Origin of the sequence: Sorangium sp. So ce1153 (assembly GCF_051521595.1) — a bacterium.
Lineage (GTDB): Bacteria > Myxococcota_A > Polyangia > Polyangiales > Polyangiaceae > Sorangium.
Window position 1 is genome coordinate 11,782,445 of the sequence record NZ_CP150361.1, and the last position, 15,867, is coordinate 11,798,311.

Sequence of the window (15,867 nt, forward strand, 5' to 3'; positions counted from 1 at the left end):
GAGTTCGAGCGACGCGCCGCGCCCATGTAGCGGGGTGCACACGGGCCGCGGAGCCGCCTCACTCTCTTAAATTCGGGGCAGCTGCGTGGAGTCGTCACGCCATGTGCTTTCCGTGCCGTGTGCCCGACGTCAGAGCACCAGCCGCCCGGTGGCGTTCATCGTCGCGCATCGCGCGCAGTTGCCTTGAACTCGCGCTGCGATGCCACAGCGAGAGCGGCGGACGATGAAGGGCGACGGGGACCGGCGTTCCTGGGGCTGGCCTTGATGACGTCACCCAGCCGGCGGGCGCATGGCCTGCGTGACGGACCACGATGGGCCGGACAGGGAACGGCAGGGCGAGCGTGGGCTCGGCCGCCTTGGCAAAACACCCGCTGCACCGGGAGCGATTCGGCCAGTCGCGCTCTACCGTATCCGTGCTGCGACCCCCATCCTGTCTCCGAGCCTCTGGGTTGCGTAGAAACGCGCGCTGGAGGTGTCGATGGACGAGAGCACACGGATCTGGCGCGACCGCGTGGCGCGCTGGCACAAGAGCGGGCGCTCCGCCCGCGTGTTCGCGGAGCAGGAGGGGGTCAACGCCGGCACGCTGTACTCGTGGAGCCGCCGGCTGGGCATGAAGCGGAGCGAGTACCGGCAGCGCTCGGAGAAGGCGACGCTGCCGACGTTGCTCCCCGTGGTGGTCGCCCCGGCAGGAGCTACGGCGTCCTCGTTGGGCGCGACGCTGGAGATCGTCTTCCCGGACGGCGCAGTCGTGCGCGTCCCGCCGACGTTTGACGAGGACACGCTGGCACGCGTTGTTCGTGCGCTCGGAGGCACGCGATGATCCCCGGCCGCGTCGCGATCTATGTAGCCACCGAGCCGCTCGATCTGCGCCGGTCATTCGACGGCCTCGCCGCCGTTGTACGCGAGGTACTGCGGCAGGACCCGCTCTCCGGGGCGCTGTTCCTCTTCTTTAACCGGGCAGCCGACCGCGTGAAGGCCCTGTGGTGGGACCGCAGCGGCTACTGCCTTCTGTACAAGAGGCTCGAGCGCGGGACGTTTCGAGCACCGCGCGCGGTCACGCCGGGAGCCACGAGCGTGGTCATCGACGCCGCCGAGCTCGCGAAGATCCTTGAAGGTATCGCCCTTCCACCTTCGAAGATGCGGCGAGAGATTCGCCTCGCCGAGGCTGCACCGCCTCCGGCGCCCTGATCTGACCTGACGGCGTCGCGCTCTCACGGGCAGCGCGCAGCGCTGCATTCCGTTCAAAGCCCATCATTTTCCTACGACAACCCTCTTCAAAATACGGAGATTCATAAGTAATTACCGCGTCGTGGGCACGTCGGTCGAAGAGCAGATCTGCGAGCTGAAGGACAAGCTTGCGCGCGCCGCCCACGAGCGGGACGAGTACCGTAAGCTCTACGAGCTCGCCAGCATCGAGCTGGAGCGGCTTCGCCGCCACATCTACGGTCAGAAGGCCGAGCACGTCGACCCCGCGCAGACGCAGCTCGCCTTCGATGCGATCGTGCAGCTACTCGCGGGCGCAGGTGCGCAGCCGGATGCGGGCGCGACCAGGCCGCCGGAGGCCAGCGACGGCGCAGCGCCGGATGGCACATCCGGCGCCCCCGGAGGCGAGGACAAGGGGCGCCAAGTCCGCCCGCACGGACGGCAGAAGCTGCCCGAGCACCTGCCTGTCGAGCGGATCGAGCTGCTGCCGCCAGAGGCGCGCGATGAGCGCGCGACCGCGCTGGTCCGCATCGGCGAGGAGGTGTCGGAGACGCTGGAGTGGCGGCCCGCAAGCTTCGTGCGCCTGCAGATCGTCAGGCCGAAGTTCGCGGTCAAAGGTGAGCCCGAGCAAGGCGTTACGATCGCCGACATGCCCGACAGTCCTATCCCGCGCTGCCTTGCCGGCCCGGGCTTGCTCGCACACGTGCTGGTGAGCAAGTACGCAGACCACTTGCCGCTTCACCGGCAGGAGAAGATGTTCGAGCGATGGGGTCTTCACCTGTCGCGCTCGACGCTGTGTGGCTGGGTCGCCGCGTGCGCCGACAAGCTCGCGCCCCTCGTGGGGGCGATGGCCAACGACGCTCTGAGCGCGCACTGCATCGCCATCGATGCCACCGGCGTGCTCGTGCAAGCGAAGGACAAGTGCCGGCGGGGCCACTTCTGGGTCCTGGTGGCCGACCGCGATCACGTCCTGTTCCGATTCACGCCTCATCACAACCAGGATGGCCCCAAAGCGTTCCTGCGCGGATACAAAGGCTATGTCCAGGCCGACGCATCGAATGTCTACGAGAAGCTCTTCCGCACCGAGCAGGTGACCGAGGTTGGTTGCTGGGCCCATGGCCGGCGGAAGTTCTTCGAGGCGATGACCTCTGACCCGCAGCGCGCGACGGCGGCGATTGGGTTCATTCAAAAGCTCTACGCGATCGACAAGGCGACCAGGGAGCTGCCCCCGAGCCGCCGAACCGAGCAGCGCCGGACGGCTGCCGAGCCCGTGCTCGCTGCGTTCCGCGTCTGGCTTGAGACAGAGGACCTGCTCGTCCTGCCGAGGAGTCCCATCGCTGCTGCCATCGGCTACGCGCTCAACCAATGGACCGCGCTCACCCGCTTCCTCGAGGATGGCCGGCTCCGCCTGGACAACAACCGGAGCGAACTCGAGCTCCGCCGTGAAGCCGTGGGCAGGAAAAACTGGCTCTTCGTGGGCAGCAAGGACGGCGCCGAGTGGAACGCCACCATCGTGTCGCTCATCGCCTCCTGTGCCCTGCACGGCATCGAGCCCTGGGCTTACCTGCGCGATGTGCTCATCCTGCTGCGCACTTGGCCGCCCGAGCGTGTCATCGAGCTCGCTCCCAAGTCCTGGAAGCAGACCCTCGAGAACACCGACGCTCGGCAGCGGCTCGCGGCCACCCCGTGGCCCCGCGCGCCGGCTGCGGCGCCCAGCTGAGCGCTGGTCAGCCTCGCTGGCCACCGCTGCGGGCGCGGACGCCCCTGTGCCGGCCGCCGGGGGCGAGGCTCGCCGGCTTCGGCGTGTTGGCGCGGCCTGTTCTACGCTCGCGGTGTCGGCGTGTGGCGCCCGGCGCCCTCTCGGTGCCTCCGGCTGCGCAGGAGCATCGGCCGCCCTCGGCGTCGTGGCGCGCCTGCGGACGACCACGCTGGTCGCGGCGCCGGTGCCCACCGCGGCTTGCCCTGCGCTCTGCCGCTCCCCGCCACCCTTCGCCGTAGGTTGCTCTCGCATCGCGCCGCGAATCTATGGCGACGGCGCGCACCACGCGAGGATGGGCTCTACAGAACGCATACAGGACATGAAGGAACTCCTCTCCCTCGATCGGCGGTGGTTCATGAGAAGGTGCCCCCCGCGGGCCGACCGTCCACGGGGGAAGTGGAGGCTCGGACGCCGGGGAAGGGGAGCAGCGAGGGGAGCCGCACCTACGCCGGCGCCGTTTATGTCTTAGAGAGTGGGCAAAACCTGTGAACTGAGCGGTCACTCATTGAAACTGAGAATGTCCGCGGCCAAACCCGCTGAACCGTCCTGGCCTTCGGAACCCAGGCCGCCCTCTCCGGGAACGCCAATCACCAGCTCAAAATTGTTCGCAGGAGCCTGACCCAGGAATGCGATTCCGAGCGAGTGCCCGCCACTCCCACCGCCCCCGGTACCGCCAGGTCCTCCGTGGCCCCCGTCCCCACCACTGCAGGCTGGAAGCGTACCAGGTCGGGCGGCGCCTCCTATCCCACCGAGCCCGCCTTCGCCTCCCGGCCTACCCAGTGTTAGTAGCCACCCCGATCCGCAGATTTCTGCCCCTCACCTCGTGACGCCTGGGGGCGAGCGCGGGCGGCCGGGAAGTTCGTCAGCGCGAGGCGCGGCGGTAGAGATCGCGCCCGAGCGGCGCGCCGGAAAAGAAGAAGGCCCTGGGTAGCGACCAGGGCCTTCCGGGGATCGGCGACAGACCGATGTTCGGCCTGTCTCGCACGACCCAGGCACCGAGGGCAACTTCCCGGCGCGCTGGTCCGGGGACTCGTGCAAGACAGCTTCCGGCTCGCGCGCTGCGGGCTCTGCGCCGCGATCTTCTTTGTCTGCGGCCGGTGTGATCGAGGGCAGCTCTACTGCGGCAGCGCCTGCCGCGACGCGGCTCGCCACCGGGCGCAGCGCGCGGCTCGGCTGCGGCACCAGCGCTCCTACGAGGGGCGCCTCGATCACCGTGATCGCCAGCGGGCCTACCGCGCCCGACGGAGCCGGCGCGTGATGGATAGGGGTTCCGACAACTTGCCCGCATCCGCCAGCGTGTGCCCGCGGACCGGCGCGCCGACGTCGAAGGACGACGTGGCCGTCGCCGGCCCGCAGGAGTCGATGGATGGACGAGCTCGTGATGACGATCTCCGCGACGCCGCAGGAGACGCGGGTGCTGCTGACGCAGGGGCCCGACGAGGTGATGAAGGCCCGGCTGCGATCGGTGGCCACGCCGGCGCATCGGTTTGCCGGGCCAATGCTGTGCGAGTCGATGGCGCTCTGGCACGACCAGAGGGTCCGTGCTGTCGTTTCTGCGGAGTCCGAGGACATCTTGTTCGCGCTGGGGTTGTGCGACGGCCTCGGCGTCGCGCGCGCGACGCTACACTACGTCGTCGAGCCTCTCTTCATGGACGCCCCGCCCCGCCGCGGGCAACGCCTGCCGGGACTCGGTAACTTCCGTGGCGAGCATCGCCTTCGCAGGAGCCTCGGTCGATGACGATCGACGAGGCCAAGGAGGCGGAGATCCGCCGCCTGCACTTCGCCGAGCACTGGAAGATCGGCACCATCGCGACGCAGCTCGGCCTGCACCACGACGCGGTCGAGCGCGTGCTCGGCCTCGGCAAGGGCGCGCGCTCGCGGCCCGTCGTTCGCGACGCGCAGGCCGCGGTGAGCGAGGCGCCTTTGCCGCTGCGCGGCTACGAGGCCTTCGTCATCGAGACGCTGACACAGTATCCTCGGCTCCGCGCCACGCGCCTGTACGACATGCTGGTGGAGCGCGGCTACGAGGGCAGTGTGCGCACGGTGCGACGGCATGTCCGGCTCGTGCGCCCGGCGCCGAAGAGCGAGGTGTTCCTCCGCGTCGAGCCGCTCATCGCCGAGCAGGCCCAGGTCGACTGGGCCTACGTCGGCAAGCTGCGCGTCGCGGGCGGCACGCGCCAGCTCTGGGCCTTCGTCATGGTTCTGTCGTACTCGCGCGCGATCTGGGGCGAGCTCGTGCTCGACCTGTCCGCGAGCTCGCTCCGCCGCTCGCTCGTGCGCGCGTGCCGCTACTTTGGCGGCGCGACGAGACAATGGCTCTTCGACAACCCCAAGACCGTTGTCCTCGAGCGCCACGGCGACGCCGTGCGCTTCCACCCGGACCTGCTCGCGCTCGCCGGTCAGCTCCGCGTCGCGCCGCGGCTCTGCGCCGTGCGCAAACCGCAGCAAAAGGGCAAGGTCGAGCGAGCGATTCGCTTCCTGCGCGACCGCTTCTTCGCCGCGCGCACGATTCGTGATCTCGACCGTGGCAACGCCGAGCTGCTCGTCTTCCTCGACGAGATCGCCAACGTGCGTCCGCACCCGCGATGGCCTGAGCGGCGAGTCGACCAGGTGCTCGCGGAGGAGAGGACGCGGCTGCTCGCGCTGCCCGATCCGCTGCCGGAGACGGACCTCGTCGAGCCCGTGCCCGTCGACAAGACCGCCTTCGTGCACTTCGACGGAAACCGCTATTCGGCGCCGTCGATCCACCACGGCAAGACGCTGATGCTCGTCGCCAATGACACCACCGTGCGGCTCTCGGACGGCGGCACGGAGCTCGCGCGGCACGTGCGCTGCTGGGGACGGCACCAGAGCATCGAGGCGCCCGAGCACCGTGCCGAGCTGCTCGACCACAAGCGCGCCGCGCGCGAGGCCAAGGGGCGCGATCGGCTCGGCGTCGCGATCCCCGGCTTCGAGATCCTGCAAGAGCGCTGGGTGGAGGCCGGTCGCAACGTCGGCTTCATGACCGCCAAGGCCCTGCGCCTTCTCGACCTGTACGGCGTCGAGATCCTCGGCGCTGCGGCGCGCGAGGCTATCGCCCGCGGCACGCACGATCCCGGTGCCCTCGCCGTGCTCTGCGAGGAGCGCCGCCGCGCCGCCGATGCCCCTGTCCCCGTCGACATCGACCTCGGAGCCCATGTCCCCGATCGCGACGTGGTTCCCCATGACCTGGAGTCTTATGATGCCCAACGATGACGTCGCTGAGCTGGTTCGCTCCCTCGGCGTACGCGTGTCGCGCGAGGCGCTGCTCGCGCTGATCGCGCATGCCACCACGGCGCGCCTGTCGCCGGTGCAGACGTTCGAGGAGCTCGCCGCCATCGCCCACCGCGAGCGCGCCGAGCGCAACCTCGCCGCGCGCGCCAAGGCAGCGACCATCGGCACCTTCAAGCCCCTCGAGCGCTTCGACTGGAACCACCCGCGCACGATCCAGCGTGAGCTCGTCGAGGAGCTCATGACCCTCGACTTCGTCGCCAAGGGGCACAACGTCCTGCTCCGGGGTCCGAGCGGCGTCGGCAAGACGATGCTCGCCCAGAACCTCGGCATGCTCGCGCTCCAGCGCGGCCACACCGTACGCTTCACGACGCTGTCGGCCGCCCTCGCGGATCTGCTCAAGCAGGAGTCACTACCGGCCCTCGAGCGACGGCTGCGGAAATACACGGCCCCGTCGCTGCTCATTCTGGACGAGATCGGCTGTGCGCCACGTGTTGACGCTCAGGCTGGCTGATGGCTCGCCGAGCACACCCCTTGATGGCCATCGCGGGGCATGCTCGGTTGGGATCCAAGAGGGCGATGGCCATCGCGGGCGTGCTCGGTTGGGGTCCAGGAGGGCGATGGCCATCCCTGAGGCGTGCGCCGGTGGCAGGCTCGTGATGGCCATCATCGCTTGACCGTCGACGTCGGCGCCGGCGAGGGGCTCCTATGCCGGCGCCGAGGACGCACCCGTCATCGCGGTCAGCGTCAGCTGCCGTCCGTCCCCAGGTCGCCGACGAGGTGGGCCATCACCTCGCGCTCGACGAGCTTCTTCTTGCGCCGCGCTGCCTCGCGCAGCGCGGCGGTGGCCATGCGGTCGATCTCGCGCAGGCTCGAGCCGGCCGCCTCGTGCAGCAGGGTGAGTGCGTCGGCGGTGAAGACCTCGCGGTCGGCGCCGGCGCGGCTCATCCGCAGACGCACGTACTCGCCGGTGTCATTGGGGACCATGGCGCCAATTGACAGACGCCGTTCGATGCGCGAGTACAGCGAGCGATTTTTGCGCAGCTCGAGCCGGTCTTGGAGGTCCGGGAGCCCTACCAGAATCAGCGACAGCAGGGCACGACTGTCCCATTCATAATTTAGCAAAATGTGGAGATGATCGAGCGTGTCCTGGTGGAGCAGGTGCGCTTCGTCGAGCAGGAAGACGGGATGGATGCGCTCGCGGCCGAGGGTCTCGACATGCGCGCTGACGGCATAGAAGACAGCCGCCGCGGTCGCAGCAGGATTGAGGCCGAGCGCCTGGCAGAGCTGACGATAAAAGTCGCGACGGCCCAGCGTGGCGTTGTGGCAGTAGGTCAGCCGGAAGCCTGCCTGGGGCAACCGATGCCGCACGGCCCGCAGCACACACGTCTTACCGGCGCCAGGCTCGCCGACCAGCAGCACTTGGGCGTGCTCGTGCACGGCCTCGCACACCTCCTCGACGAGCTGCTCCTTCGAGGGCGGCAGCCACAGCTCGCCATCCTGGATCTCCTTAGAAAAGGGCGCGGCGGACAGGGTAAAGAAGCGGACGTACGACTCGCTCACGCTCCACCTCCAGCCTCGCTCGTGTCCTCGCCACCCTCCGCCCGGCGGCCGAGCGTCCGCGCGGGGTTGAAGTCCACCGGGAGCGTCGGCCTGTCCGCCGCAGGGCCACCGCACGGCGGCCGCTTGCGCCGCGCGTTGCGCTGCGGGTCGACCGGATGCAGCACAAGGCGCTTGCCCTCGTGCTCGACCCACGGCGGCTCGTCGGACGCAATGAAGCACCGGGCCACAGAGACGACCTGGCCAGCGAGGTAGCCCTGATCGAGCTGCCAGGCGATGCCGTCGACAGAGACGATGTTATCGCCCGAGACGCGGCGCCGGGTACGCTCGGTAAGCGCGCTGCGTAACGCCTTCTCGTCGACCGCGCTGTCTCCGGCGGGACGGACTGCGTAGACCTGCGCCGGGCTCTTGCCGAGCAGGCCCGCATGCGGCGCCGGGTGGTAGCGCCGGTCGAGGAAGGCGCGGAGCGTCGTGTTGATGTCGACGAGCGAGGCCACGGCACCGAGGTAGTTAAGGCACCCTTCGCGCAGCGTGCGCCAGAAGCGCTCCATCTTGCCGCGCGCCTCGGGGTCGTAGGGCTTTGCGTGCAGGAGCGTGATGCCGAGCCGCGCGCACGCGGTCTTGAGGATGTCGCCGCGGTAGGTCGAGCCGTTGTCGAGATAGAGCGCGTCGGGCTTGCCGTGACGGCGCAGGGCGTCGACGGTCATGCCGAGCATGTCGACCTCCTTCTCGGTGGTGTGCGCCTCGAGCGCGACGACGTAGCGAGAGGCGTCGTCGAGCAGCCCGTGGATGCGGATCGGCATCGCTTTGCCGCCGACGGTGCAACCGGTCACGTGACAGACGTCACCGTGCCAGAGCGCGCCGGGGCGCTCGGCTTGCCAGCGCAGCCGCGTCTTCGGCTCGCCCTCGGCGCGCGCGGCGCGGCGGCGAAGGCCGTGCGCCGCGTACAGGCGCCGTACGGTGGGCTCGGAGACCTTGCCCGCTTCGAGGCGCCCCTCATCGACGAGCGTCTTGAGGATGAGCGGCACCGAGGCATCGGGATGCTCGCGCCGGATATCGAGCAGCAGCGCGCGCAGCTCCTCCGAGAGCTCCTGCGCGAAGCCTCGATCGCTGCGTGGCTGCGGACGCAGGCCATCGAGGCCAGCGGAGCGATAGGCGTACAGCCAGCGCTGGAGCGTGGGCACCGAGTAGGTGCGCGTGCTGTGCGCGCCCGGCGGTCGAAACCGCTGCTCGCTGCGCGTGCGCAGCTCGGCGGCGAGCTGGCCGTGGGTGAGCACGCGGTGCATCAGAGGGCCGATGACCGTGGCGCGAAAGATCGCCACGGACTCGGCGTGGTCGGCGGGGCCGAGGGACATTGGAACAGGTCCTTTCTGCGCCTTGCTGGCGCGCGGTCCTTGTCCGGGATCGGCGGCGTTTTCGGCAGCGATCCTCTCCGGTGGGCTGTACGATTCCGACTCCGAAAGGGCAGAGCCCCTCACGCCGCGTGCGCGGCGCCGAAGAAGGCGCGGTGCTCGATCGGCAGCGCCCGGGTCGTTGGGTCCGCGCTCGCCGCGAGCGAGGCCGCGGCGGTCGCCGCGCTCTTTCGGAGCGACGCGGACGGCCCTGGGTCGGGGGCTTGAGCAAACAGACGTCGCTGCGCGACCTCGCGTGCCCACCGGCGCAGCGTGGCCCAGCCGGTGACGGCGCTCTCGCCGAGGATCTTTGCCGGGCCCACGCGCCGCCGGACCTCGGTCGCCGTCGCGAGCGCGAGGCCCCAGAGCGCGAGGGCGAAGCCGATCGCGGCGGCGCTGTACACGCGCCGGCCGAGCACACCGCGAGGAACGACGAGGAGCACGGCGCTGCAACCGAGGCAGCGGTAGCGGCGGGCGGCCACCGAGATCACCTCGGGGGGCTGGTCCGGGCTGGCAGGGCCCCAGACCTGTCGCTCGCGCCTGCCGTGGCCTTGGAGCCGGATCGCGCCCCCGAGCGGACAACTTGCGGCGCCGCAGGCGGGGCAGCGAGCGGGGCGCGCTTCGACGACTGTGGGGGGTTGCTGCTGCCAACGCTTGATGTCGATGGCGCTCTGGATAACACTGCGACCGCTTCGATTCCTGGGCAAGAGAATCGGAGCACGACGAGGAGGCTGTCCGCCAAGATCAGGTCTCCTCGTCGCCTATTTTGTGGCCGGCACCGCGCCGCTGCTCCGCTCCTCGGGTGGACCTACCCCGTCGTGAGGTGGGCGTGGGAGCAACGATGGGTGGTAATTCCCGGGCGTTGGCCGGAAAGCGGCGCACTTGCGCGCTGGTCGCTTCTTTGATGGGAATCCCGGATAGCTGACCGGAATGCGGAGCCGTGGCTCCGTGGACGTCATCCTCCCTCGGTGCCTACCCGGAGCGAGCCCCCTCCATGATGGCCATCTTCGCTGCGCAGAACTCCTCACCATCACGCAGCATGCTCGACTCGAGGGGCTGGAGCATCAACGAGACTGGTCGGCAATAGCCACGAGGCGCTGATTCACCACGTGGGGCGAGAGACCCACCCGGGGCCGTCGCAGCGGGCCCGAGAAGTTGAGGGCAGGCGGAGCGCCGACATGGGCGCCGAGCCGGGAGCAGCCCTGACAACGTAGCGGAGCGACGGCACTGCCAGACGTCGCGGCCGCGCAAACGAGATGGAAAGGCGTAACGAAGTGAACCAGTGCATGAGGCCCCTTCAGTCGTCGACCGACCCCAACCTGGTGGATATGGGTCGGCACAGCGCTGGTCGAACCGCAAACCGATGGCTCGACCTCTCCCGGCGTCCTCAAACCCATGGGCGCCTGGAGGCTCCGGGGAATTCTGCGGTGTACCCGGAGCGATGCTGTAGGGGTGTAGCTGGACGCCTCCTCCGTCAAGTGGTGATCAGTGAACGTGGGAACCGCGTCGGTCTCGCCCTCCCCTCGTACGAGGAAGGGCATGCCCATGGTCGGCAGATGGGACCGGCGCGGGACGGAATCCTCGTAGTAGTCGGAGGTCGGGAAAGCCGGCCGCATGGCGAAGGGGGACAGCAAGCACGCAGCTCTACGGATGGGAGGAGAGATGACGCTGAATAGCGACACACCGTGGCCGGACGTATTCGACGCCAGGCGGCGGGTACTCGACATCCAACGAAAGCTGTACCGATGGTCCAAGGCAGACCCGGAGAAGAGGTTTGATGACCTCTTCAACCTGGTGTGCGATCGCGCCACGCTCGTCGTGGCTTGGGACCGTGTCCGGAGCAATCGAGGGTCCAAGACGGCCGGTACGGATGGAATGACCCGTTGGCACATCGAGAACCGCACGGGCGTGCAGCCCTTCCTGGAGGGCCTGCGGGTCTCCTTGAAGGAGCGCACGTATCGCCCGCTCCCGGTGCGGGAGCGAGGCATCCCGAAGAAGGGCGGCAAGGTGCGCTACCTCGGGATCCCAACCATCCGTGATCGTGTCGTCCAGACGGCCCTCAAGCTCGTGCTCGAACCGATCTTCGAGACCGACTTCTACCCGAGCAGCTACGGGTATCGGCCGGGACGAAGAGCCCAGGACGCGATTGCAGAAATCGTGTCATTCATCAATCCACGCGCCTCGTACGAGTACGTCGTCGAGGGCGACATTAAGGCGTGCTTCGACAACGTCCACCACGGCGTGCTGATGACGCTGGTCCGCCAGCGGATCATCGACCGACGGGTGCTCACGTTGATCAAGGCGTTCCTTGGTGCCGGGATGATGAAGGAGTCTGGGCGGCTCGCAGCAACGCTCACGGGAACGCCCCAGGGCGGCATCGCATCGCCGCTCCTCGCCAACATCTACTTGTCGGCGCTGGATCGGCATTTCGCGCGCGCCTGGAAGCAGCAGACGCGCTACATCGGATGCGCCACCTACTACCGGCGGAGAGGACACGCGACGTACCGGCTCGTGCGGTACGCCGATGATTTCGTGATCCTTGTCCGCGGCAGTCGGGAGCAGGCGGAGGCCATCCGAGACGAAGCAGCTCGTATTCTTCGAGACGAGCTGAAGATGGAGCTGTCCCCGGAGAAGACTCTCGTCACGCATGTCGACGAGGGTTTCGACTTCCTCGGCCACCGTATTCGTCGGATACCGTGGAAGGGCAAGCTCGTGGGTTGGACCTACCCGAGCAAGAAGAGCCTAGAGGCGATCAAACACAAGGTGAGAAGCCTCACGACCCGCTCGACCACCTACCTGGCCCTGAAGGAGGTCCTGCACGCCCTCAACCCTGTGTTAAGGGGCTGGGCCACGTACTTCCGCTACGACGCGAGCAAGCGCACGCTGGCCTACGTCGATTACTTCGCCTGGTGGCGCGTCTTCCGGTGGCTGCGGAAGAAGCACCCCAAGCGAACGTGGAAGTATCTCAAGGGCCGGTATTGTGGTGGGCGCTGGACGCTTCAGGAGGGAGGGCTCGAGCTCTTCCGTCCGTCGCGCGTCAGGGTGGAACGATACCGCTATCGCGGCACACGTATTCTCCTGCCGTGGATGGATCCGGATGAGCTGGGCATCGTCGGCCGCTTCGCGAACAGCGCGTACGACGATCCCTCCTCCCTCGGGGCACTCCAGGAGGATCTCGCCGTGACCTGACCTGGCATCGGGTGCTTGTGGAAAGCCGGATGCGCGGAGACGTGCACGTCCGGTTTGGCGGGCGGGAGGGGGAAACGGAGCCGGGGAGACCCTGCCACCGCGCCCCCTCCCGACCCAACATCTGCCGTGCAGCCGTCAGTCCGCCGATCTGCTCTACAACATCATCAGCCGCAGGCACGAGAGCCGATCGCTCGTGCTGACGACGAATCTTCCGTTCAAGCAGTGGAGCACGGTCTTTCCGGGCGCAGCGTGCGTCTCAGCGCTGATCGACCGCTTCGTCCAGCACTGCCACATCCTCGACATCGACGCCGACTCGTGGCGGCAGAAGGAGTCGCTGGCCATGAGCGAGGCGCGACCCAAGCCGAGACCGGAGATCGCCGAGCCGTCTGCCCCGGCAGCAGCGAAGAAGCGCTGACCCGGCCGACGCCAGGTCAGATTCCCGCGGCGCCCGGGGTCAGGTTTCCGCGGGCGCCGCGGTCATTTTTCTGCGGACGCAAGGGTCACGTTTCCGCGAATCTCCGTGGTTAGATTCCTGCGGATCTCCGAGACCATCTACAACCCAGCGCACCATCTCCTCCTCTGCTGCCATCGCGCACCCGGAGGGTCACGTCTTCGAAGCGCAGTTGTGCGCTGATGCTGACCAGCGCGATGCTGGACCCTCCTGCCTGGCCGCCAAGCCCACCAGCCCCGCCGCATCCGCCGGTACCACCTGAGCCGCCGCTCGCGCCACCGAGCCCCACGCACCCGGTTGAGCCCAGCTCACCGCCCCCGCCGCCCCCGCCTTGACCTATTCCGCCGCGGAGGCCGGCTCCGCCGTCAACTCCTTTGTACCCCGTCCTCGAGATTTGGCCTATGCCTTTGCCGGGTGCACCGTGGCTGCCGGTCTGGCCGGATGCGCCCTCGCCGCCGTGCAGGCATCGACTACCAGCGGTTGCGCCGGTCCCTCCTGTGTTGCTCTCTCCCGTGGGGAGGCCATCGAGGCCGTCGTTGCCGGACGAGGCGAGCCCGTCTCCTCCGGCTCCTCCCGCGCTTGTGGAGCCGTCGGGGCAGACTTTGGAGGACGGGTCGGCCCCTGGCGCGGCCATATCTTGACAAGCATCGCTCCCATTAAGTCCCCGCCTGCCGGCAATGGGGGGTTCGGAGGGAAGCGGCGGTGAAGCACCGGGCCGGGAGTCTCCAGCCTCGAAGGTGCAGTGGGCCACATCGAGTACGACGCCCTCCATCATGACGGCAATGGACGACCCCCCATCGTCCTGCGCCGGTTGCGCCAGAACGTCTAGGCCTTCAAGCCGGCCCTTACCTTGGCCATCGCCCAGGATCGTGAGCGGGATCGTGTCAGGATCTGCGGTTAACGTGGTCCGCTTGGCGGCTCCCGCGGAGAGCCACCACTGGTCACAATTAAGGCTGGCATAGATGCTGATATTCTTGAAGTCTTGGGCGATGACTTCCTCATGTATATTGCCACCGCAGACGTAGATGTTGCGCTCGCCTAGGGCCTGGCGCAGCGCAATGGTGACAAGTGCATCGGCAAGCCGATGCACGGGTCGGTCTCTCGATCCATCACCACCTGGTAGCGCCGCAGGATTGACGAACACGCCACACGTTGCGGCGGGACCCGTGCGGAGGCTCGGGATGCAGGCCGGGTCGCCCACGGGATGACGATCCTGTTCTGTCGCCGGAGGTTCGGCGTCGCCAGGCGCAGGATCGCCACGTTCATACTCGTCCCACTTCGCATCAAGGACGAGTGCGCACCCGCTCAGGGCGGAAGACACAATCCAGAGCCAAGTTGCACCAGCACACGCTGCCATTGCTTTGCTTGCCACCATGTCGCTGAGGGTCGGATGGGTGCTCGCTTGCGTCAACAGGGGCGCTCCGCCGACGCTGGGCGCCACGGCGGGCGCAGCGTCGCCCGGGCAGCGCGTGCCCTGCACCGCGCGGAGGGGTGGAACTCGGGGGAGAGGGGAGGGGCAGACACTCGCCGAGGGAATGAGGCGGCGGGAGGGGCGGAGCTCTGAGGACGAGGAGTGAGGCGAGCGCACCTACACAGACGAGATGAGTATGTAAATGCCGCACCTTTCGCGCATGATGCATGAGAAGTTCCCCGTCTCGGGCATCAGGGGCTCCGTTGGGCAGCCAAGACGTCCACTCCGCCCTCGTCGCCATCGCTTCCTCCTTCGCGATGGGGAGAGGTAGCCGGCGCCTCCGGGGTGGTCACGATGCCCTTGGCCGAGCGCTTACACCCCGGCGAGAGCCGCAAGGGGTCGAGCTCATGGCGATGGCTGGGCGCTTACGTCCTCCCGTGCCCACGCGGGCCGGGGGCCGACGCCGCCCGCGTCCAGCATCGTCGACCTCGGCGGGAGCCGCAAGGGGCCAGGCCCATGGCGATGGGCGGGCGGTTACTCAGGAACCGCTCGCCGGGGGCACGGTCGGCCGGGCGCCCTTACCGCGGGAGCACCGGAGACATCCCCTTCATAACATGGGCCCCCAGGAGCACATTTGCCCCCGCGATTGACATGGTACCAGAGACACACAGACACGATCCTAGAATTCAACAACAAATCACATGCCAATCTGAACATATCGATTCCCGAGTGCAACATGCATACGGCCAACAGAATCCAGCTCTACACTCGCAGAGTTAGCCACCACATCACCAATCACAGTCCTGTAAGCAGACCCACCATTTGCAGTTATCCATCCGATAAATATCTCACCATTGGGTTCTATTTTTATCGGCTGAAACACGCAATGATATACATCAGATTGATTGGGGCAATTAATGGCAGCATAGGTATAATGCCAGCGATTTTTCGCATAGAGGAAGCGGACATCTCCGCCAGCACTAACCACAATCTTCAGCGGAACAAAGTCGTCAAGAAACGACTCGCATATGGTGTTAACAGGAGCCAAATAGTCACAGGAATCGCTACTCCGATCCCCGTGATCAAACGGCACGATGCTCCATGAGCCTGCTCCACTACGAGACGCAGCAACTATCTCTTGTATTCCTTCGTCCTTATCCGGAGCCTTACGAACAAACAGTATGTAAGGGCGCCCGCTAGGATTAACATCGTCAGCCGACGAAACAGCCATCTCAATCCACAAATTATTTAGATACACCAAGGGTCGATCAAACACAACCTCGCGCTCTCCGACCAAATTCATCCATACAACAGTCTCATCAGATGCATAGTATACGATGTTTGGCTCGCCACTCGGAGAGAGCGAAAGATTGACTCCACCACTGTAGTCACCGCCGAGGCGACTGGCGCTCCACGAGAAGTCCGTCGAACTGGAAGCTGCATACCATAGGTCTTTTGCATCAGGGTCGTACGCCACTATATGCAAAACACCCAAACCATCTTGCTTTATTCCATCAGTATAAGTTCTGTACTTGTCGCCAATTTTTGACCCACGCACCCAACCCCCGTTCATCTTCGTCCACGTGTATTCTCCAGCGGTCGCAACCAATGTTTCGTTGCTGACCACAACCAACCCAGGAGACGTCGTGTTGAA

General features: G+C 67.2%; 12 protein-coding genes. 8 read left to right on the top strand and 4 right to left on the bottom strand.

All coding sequences use genetic code 11. The annotated features are described in order from the left end of the window. Positions 1 to 478 precede the first annotated feature (478 nt). The 6 genes from tnpA (at position 479) to WME85_RS42915 (ending at position 6,725) form a co-directional block, all read left to right on the top strand. Positions 479 to 820, top strand: a complete 342-nt coding sequence (tnpA, locus tag WME85_RS42890; protein ID WP_437830011.1) for an IS66 family insertion sequence element accessory protein TnpA — start codon at positions 479 to 481, stop codon at positions 818 to 820. Further along, positions 817 to 1,188 (top strand): IS66 family insertion sequence element accessory protein TnpB, encoded by a 372-nt coding sequence (gene tnpB / locus WME85_RS42895; protein ID WP_437626068.1) that lies wholly within the window; start codon positions 817 to 819, stop codon positions 1,186 to 1,188. The genes tnpA and tnpB overlap by 4 nt, the downstream gene beginning before the upstream one ends. A gap of 121 nt (positions 1,189 to 1,309) precedes the next feature. After that, positions 1,310 to 2,923 (top strand): IS66 family transposase, encoded by a 1,614-nt coding sequence (gene tnpC / locus WME85_RS42900; RefSeq protein WP_437830012.1) that lies wholly within the window; start codon positions 1,310 to 1,312, stop codon positions 2,921 to 2,923. A gap of 1,405 nt (positions 2,924 to 4,328) precedes the next feature. After that, on the top strand, positions 4,329 to 4,700 hold the full coding sequence (locus WME85_RS42905; RefSeq protein ID WP_437307435.1) for a hypothetical protein: 372 nt from the start codon (positions 4,329 to 4,331) through the stop codon (positions 4,698 to 4,700). Then, positions 4,697 to 6,196 (top strand): IS21 family transposase, encoded by a 1,500-nt coding sequence (gene istA, locus WME85_RS42910; RefSeq protein ID WP_437830013.1) that lies wholly within the window; start codon positions 4,697 to 4,699, stop codon positions 6,194 to 6,196. Before WME85_RS42905 ends, istA begins: the two co-directional genes overlap by 4 nt. Continuing rightward, the gene (locus WME85_RS42915) at positions 6,165 to 6,725 is read left to right on the top strand and encodes an ATP-binding protein (RefSeq protein ID WP_437830015.1); all 561 of its coding nucleotides are present in this window, start codon (positions 6,165 to 6,167) and stop codon (positions 6,723 to 6,725) included. The genes istA and WME85_RS42915 overlap by 32 nt, the downstream gene beginning before the upstream one ends. Positions 6,726 to 6,958: 233 nt before the next feature. Here the strand turns inward: WME85_RS42915 and WME85_RS42920 are convergent, their stop codons facing one another. The 3 genes from WME85_RS42920 to WME85_RS42930 all read right to left on the bottom strand — a co-directional run bounded on the left by WME85_RS42920 (position 6,959) and on the right by WME85_RS42930 (position 9,644). Further along, positions 6,959 to 7,774: an ExeA family protein gene (locus WME85_RS42920; protein ID WP_437829152.1), complete on the bottom strand. Its 816-nt coding sequence runs from the start codon at positions 7,772 to 7,774 to the stop codon at positions 6,959 to 6,961. Then, positions 7,771 to 9,126, bottom strand: coding sequence for a DDE-type integrase/transposase/recombinase (locus WME85_RS42925; RefSeq protein ID WP_437829150.1), 1,356 nt, complete (start codon positions 9,124 to 9,126; stop codon positions 7,771 to 7,773). The genes WME85_RS42920 and WME85_RS42925 overlap by 4 nt, the downstream gene beginning before the upstream one ends. Positions 9,127 to 9,245: 119 nt before the next feature. Continuing rightward, a complete protein-coding gene (locus WME85_RS42930) occupies positions 9,246 to 9,644 on the bottom strand; it encodes a hypothetical protein (protein ID WP_436623505.1) in 399 nt (132 codons plus the stop codon). 1,132 nt (positions 9,645 to 10,776) lie between these two features. On the opposite strand from WME85_RS42930, the gene ltrA reads away from it, so the two are divergent. Further along, positions 10,777 to 12,351, top strand: a complete 1,575-nt coding sequence (ltrA, locus tag WME85_RS42935) for a group II intron reverse transcriptase/maturase (RefSeq protein WP_437830016.1) — start codon at positions 10,777 to 10,779, stop codon at positions 12,349 to 12,351. A 121-nt stretch (positions 12,352 to 12,472) separates the two neighbouring features. Then, on the top strand, positions 12,473 to 12,766 hold the full coding sequence (locus WME85_RS42940; protein ID WP_437842528.1) for an ATP-binding protein: 294 nt from the start codon (positions 12,473 to 12,475) through the stop codon (positions 12,764 to 12,766). Between the two features lie 2,144 nt (positions 12,767 to 14,910). On the opposite strand, the gene WME85_RS42945 is transcribed toward WME85_RS42940, so the two are convergent. Then, the gene (locus WME85_RS42945) at positions 14,911 to 15,840 is read right to left on the bottom strand and encodes a hypothetical protein (protein ID WP_437830017.1); all 930 of its coding nucleotides are present in this window, start codon (positions 15,838 to 15,840) and stop codon (positions 14,911 to 14,913) included. Positions 15,841 to 15,867: the final 27 nt, after the last annotated feature.